4 protein-coding genes are annotated in these 4490 nt (G+C 29.4%); all 4 read right to left on the bottom strand.

The window, feature by feature from the left end; translation table 11 throughout:
- Positions 1-56: 56 nt before the first annotated feature.
- Positions 57-665: a hypothetical protein gene (locus AB1Z17_RS07560; RefSeq protein WP_368051193.1), complete on the bottom strand. Its 609-nt coding sequence runs from the start codon at positions 663-665 to the stop codon at positions 57-59.
- 16 nt (positions 666-681) lie between these two features.
- The gene (gene rpoN / locus AB1Z17_RS07555; RefSeq protein ID WP_368051192.1) at positions 682-2136 is read right to left on the bottom strand and encodes an RNA polymerase factor sigma-54; all 1455 of its coding nucleotides are present in this window, start codon (positions 2134-2136) and stop codon (positions 682-684) included.
- A gap of 72 nt (positions 2137-2208) precedes the next feature.
- Complete coding sequence (asnS, locus tag AB1Z17_RS07550) at positions 2209-3642, bottom strand: asparagine--tRNA ligase (RefSeq protein WP_368051191.1); 1434 nt, start codon at positions 3640-3642, stop codon at positions 2209-2211.
- A gap of 137 nt (positions 3643-3779) precedes the next feature.
- Positions 3780-4490 (bottom strand): MMPL family transporter (locus tag AB1Z17_RS07545; protein ID WP_368051190.1); only part of this gene is annotated, 711 nt, incomplete at its 5' end.

Raw genomic sequence — 4490 nt, 5'->3', positions numbered from 1 at the left:
GTTACTTTAAATGCAGCACAACTTGATTTTAAAGATATAAGAATTGGTTTAAAATTTTATATCATGTAGTATATAAAAAATAGTATAAATTGACTTATTAAACCTGTAAAAAACCCTAAAAATACTTCACTTACTGTATGTGCCTTTAATCGTAATCTTGATGAAGCAATTAAACCACTTAATATAAAAAAGAATGCTAAGATAGCAATTAGGTTTATTTGATAATAATAACTATAGTAAATTAAAAAACCTATTAAGCCACCAATTGCAGCGGTATGTAAGCTTATCTTTTGTTTAAAAAAAAGAAATATATAAGAAATTATAAAAGCCAATGAATAGCCAAAGAATAACACGGCTAAAAGATCTACAATTTTAGTTTTAAGCAACCAATTACCAATTATAATGGAAATTGCTGTAAATAATAAAGTAGGAAATTTTCGTTCTTCTATTGAAATCATGTGGTAGCTATGAATCATTTTATAGCGTTTTAAAACAATAAGAAATACAATTGGAAAAACATATGTACCAATTAATATTACTGACATTATGGTATATTCTTGTGGTTTAAAAATATATTTTGGTCTAAAGAGAAAATAAATTAACGCACCAATAATTGGAAAATTAATTGGATGAAAAAATATAGAAATAAATTTTGAAAATTTCATAGGTTTTTAACTACTATTATATCTTTTTCCTTAATCGGGCTACTGGAATATCTAGTTGTTCTCTATATTTTGCAACAGTTCTTCTTGCAATTGGATATCCTTTTTCTTTCAAAAGAACAGATAATTTGTCATCTGTTAAAGGTTTCTTTTTATTTTCATTTGAAATAACAGTTTCTAAAATATTTTTAATTTCTCGGGTTGAAACATCTTCACCTTGATCGTTTTTCATTGATTCGGAGAAGAATTCCTTAATTAATTTTGTACCATAAGGTGTACTAACATACTTGCTGTTAGCAACTCTAGATACTGTGGAAACATCCATATCAATTACATCTGCAATATCTTTTAAGATCATAGGTTTTAACTTGCGTTCGTCACCTGTTAAAAAATATTCTTTTTGATGTTGCATAATTGCATTCATATTTAGAAGTAAGGTTTGCTGACGTTGTTTTATTGCATCTATAAACCATTTTGCAGAGTCTAACTTTTGTTTTATAAACTGTACAGCTTCTTTTTGAGATTTAGATTTTTCTTTTGAATCTTTATATCCGTGCAACAGGTTACTATATTCTCTGGAAACATGCAGTTCTGGAGCATTTCTTGAGTTGAGTGAAAGCTCTAATTCACCTTCAACAATTTTTATAGTAAAATCTGGAACAATTTGCTCTGCTATTCTATTATTTCCTAAATAAGAACCACCAGGTTTTGGATTTAATTTTTCAATTTGTAAGATAGCATCTTTTAGTTGCTCTTCTGAAATATGAAATTTTTGCAATAATTTTTTGTAGTGCTTTTTAGCAAAATGATCAAAAGAATTTTCGAGGATATTTATTGCGAGTAGTACACTAGGTTTCTCTGGTTTTCTTTTTAATTGAAGAATTAAGCATTCTTTTAAACTTCTTGCACCAACACCAGCCGGATCTAATTGTTGCACCAAATGTAATAATCTTTCTAACTCTTCTATAGTTGTAAAGATATTTTGTGTAAATGCTAAATCGTCTAAGACATCATCTAAATCGCGTCTTAAATAGCCGCTATCATCTATACTTCCAATTAGAAAATCTGTAATAGTTTCTTCATCTTCAGTTAACCGGTAAGTGTTTATTTGAGTTTTTAAATGTTGCGTAAACGAGGTTCCAGAAGCGTAGGGAATATGTTTATCCTCATCATCTGAGGAGTAATTATTTGCTTGTGTTTTGTAATTAGGTATTTCATCGTCACTTAAATACTCATCAATATTTATATCATCTGTGCTTATATTTTCGTTACCAGAATCATCGTATTCATCATTTTGAGAATCCTCAAAATCATCTGTATTTTCTTTACCACCTTCTAAGGCAGGATTTTCCTCCAATTCTTGTTTTAATTTTTGCTCAAATGCTTGTGTAGGCAATTGAATCAATTTCATTAATTGAATTTGCTGAGGTGATAATTTTTGTAATAACTTATAATGTAAGCTTTGTTTAAGCATATATTTATTGTGACTTTTTATAAAAATACAAAAAACATTGAATTATGTATTCAATTTTTTTAATTGAACAATTTAAAATTCGGCGTTTTGCGGTGTTCTTGGAAACGGAATTACATCTCTAATATTCCCCATACCTGTTGTAAATTGAACTAAACGCTCAAATCCTAATCCAAAACCACTATGTTCTGCTGTTCCAAATTTTCGGGTATCTAAATACCACCATAATTCTTTTTCTTCAATATCAAGTGCGGCCATTTTTTGTTGTAAAATCTCTAAACGCTCTTCTCGCTGACTTCCACCAACAATTTCTCCTATTCCTGGAAATAAAACATCCATTGCTCTTACAGTTTTACCGTCGTCGTTTAAGCGCATATAAAATGCTTTTATATTTGCCGGATAATCGAATAAAATTACAGGACATTTAAAATGTTTTTCAACTAAAAAGCGTTCGTGTTCGCTTTGCAAGTCGGCACCCCATTCGTTAATAATATATTGAAATTTTTTCTTTTTGTTAGGTTTGCTATTTCTTAAAATATCAATGGCTTCTGTATAACTAACACGTTTAAAGTTGTTATCCACTACAAAATTTAATTTTTCGAGCAAAGTCATTTCACTGCGTTGCAATGCTGGTTTGGTTTTCTCTTCTTGATTGTATCTGCCATCTAGAAAAGCAATATCGTCTTTACAATTTTCTAAAACATAGTTTATTACAGATTTAATAAAATCTTCAGCCAAATCCATATTGTCATCTAAATTATTGAACGCAACTTCAGGTTCAATCATCCAAAATTCAGATAAATGGCGAGTAGTATTAGAATTTTCAGCTCTAAAAGTTGGTCCAAAAGTATATACTTTACCTAAGGCCATAGCATAGGTTTCAGCTTCTAATTGACCAGAAACTGTTAAGTTGGTCATTTTACCAAAAAAATCTTTTGTAGTATCTATTTTCCCGTCTTCATTTTTTGGCAGATTTTCAAGGTCTAAAGTAGTTACCTTAAACATTTCTCCTGCTCCTTCAGCATCTGATCCAGTTATAATTGGAGCACTAAAATTGTAAAAACCATTTTCGGTAAAATATTTATGAACTGCAAAAGACAATGCAGATCGCACTCTCATTACTGCACTAAATGTATTTGTTCTTACTCTTAAATGTGCGTTTTCTCTTAAAAATTCGAAGCTATGTTTTTTTGGTTGAATTGGGTATTCTTCAGGGTTTGAATCTCCTAATATTTCAATTTCATTTACCTGAATTTCAACAGATTGCCCTTTACCTTGACTTTCAATTAAAGTTCCTTTTACAGAAATTGCAGCTCCTGTAGTAATGCGTTTTAGAGTTGTTTCATCTGTTTTTTCAAAGTCAACAACACATTGTATATTGTTAATAGTTGAACCATCGTTTATTGCAATAAATCTATTTGCTCTAAATGTTCTAACCCAACCTTTAAGGGTTACATCTTGTAAAAATTTATTTGAACCCAAAAGTTCAGCTACAGTACTTCTAATCATGTTTAAAATTTTAAGAGTTACAAAGATACATGAACTAATGAAAGTTGGAAAGTCTAATTGTGTAAAAGTGAATCGATAAAATTCTATATATTTATATAGGTACTTTTACGTATTTTGAGATTAATATCAACAATTTTTTAGGTATCTCCGTTTGTATCTTCAGGTGTTAATATATCTAATGTTGGTTCTTTAAACGTTTTCTTATTAGCAATTTTCTTTTCTAATGATAATAATAACGAAGGAAGTAATAATAAATTAGAAACCATTGCAAATAAAAGCGTAATTGAAACCAAACCTCCTAATGCAATTGTACCTCCAAAACTGGAAACGGTAAACACTAAGAAACCAAAAAACAGTACAATTGAAGTATAAAACATGCTTACACCAGTCTCTCTTAAAGCTGCGTAAACAGATTGTTTAATTCTCCAATTGTTAGCAATTAATTCTTGTCGATATTTTGCTAAAAAGTGAATTGTGTCATCTACAGAAATACCAAATGCAATACTAAAAACCAATATTGTTGAAGGTTTTATTGGCACACCCAAATACCCCATTAAGCCAGCTGTAATAAGTAGTGGAAATATATTAGGAATTAAAGAAATTATAATCATTCTAAAAGAACGAAACAGAAAAGCCATAAAAATAGCAATTAATAAAATGGCTAGTGATAGCGAAATTACTAGGTTATTTATTAAAAAGGTGGTTCCTTTTAAAAATACCAAGGCACCACCAGTCATAGTAACATCAAAATCTTCTTTTGGAAATTCCTTATCAATTTTTTGTTGAATACGCTCTTCAATACCAGTCATTTTTTCTGTTCCAATATCTTTCATAAAAGTTGTCATTCT

Source organism: Lutibacter sp., from assembly GCF_040883305.1.
GTDB lineage: Bacteria > Bacteroidota > Bacteroidia > Flavobacteriales > Flavobacteriaceae > Lutibacter.
This window is presented reverse-complemented; position numbering and strand designations above follow the sequence as displayed.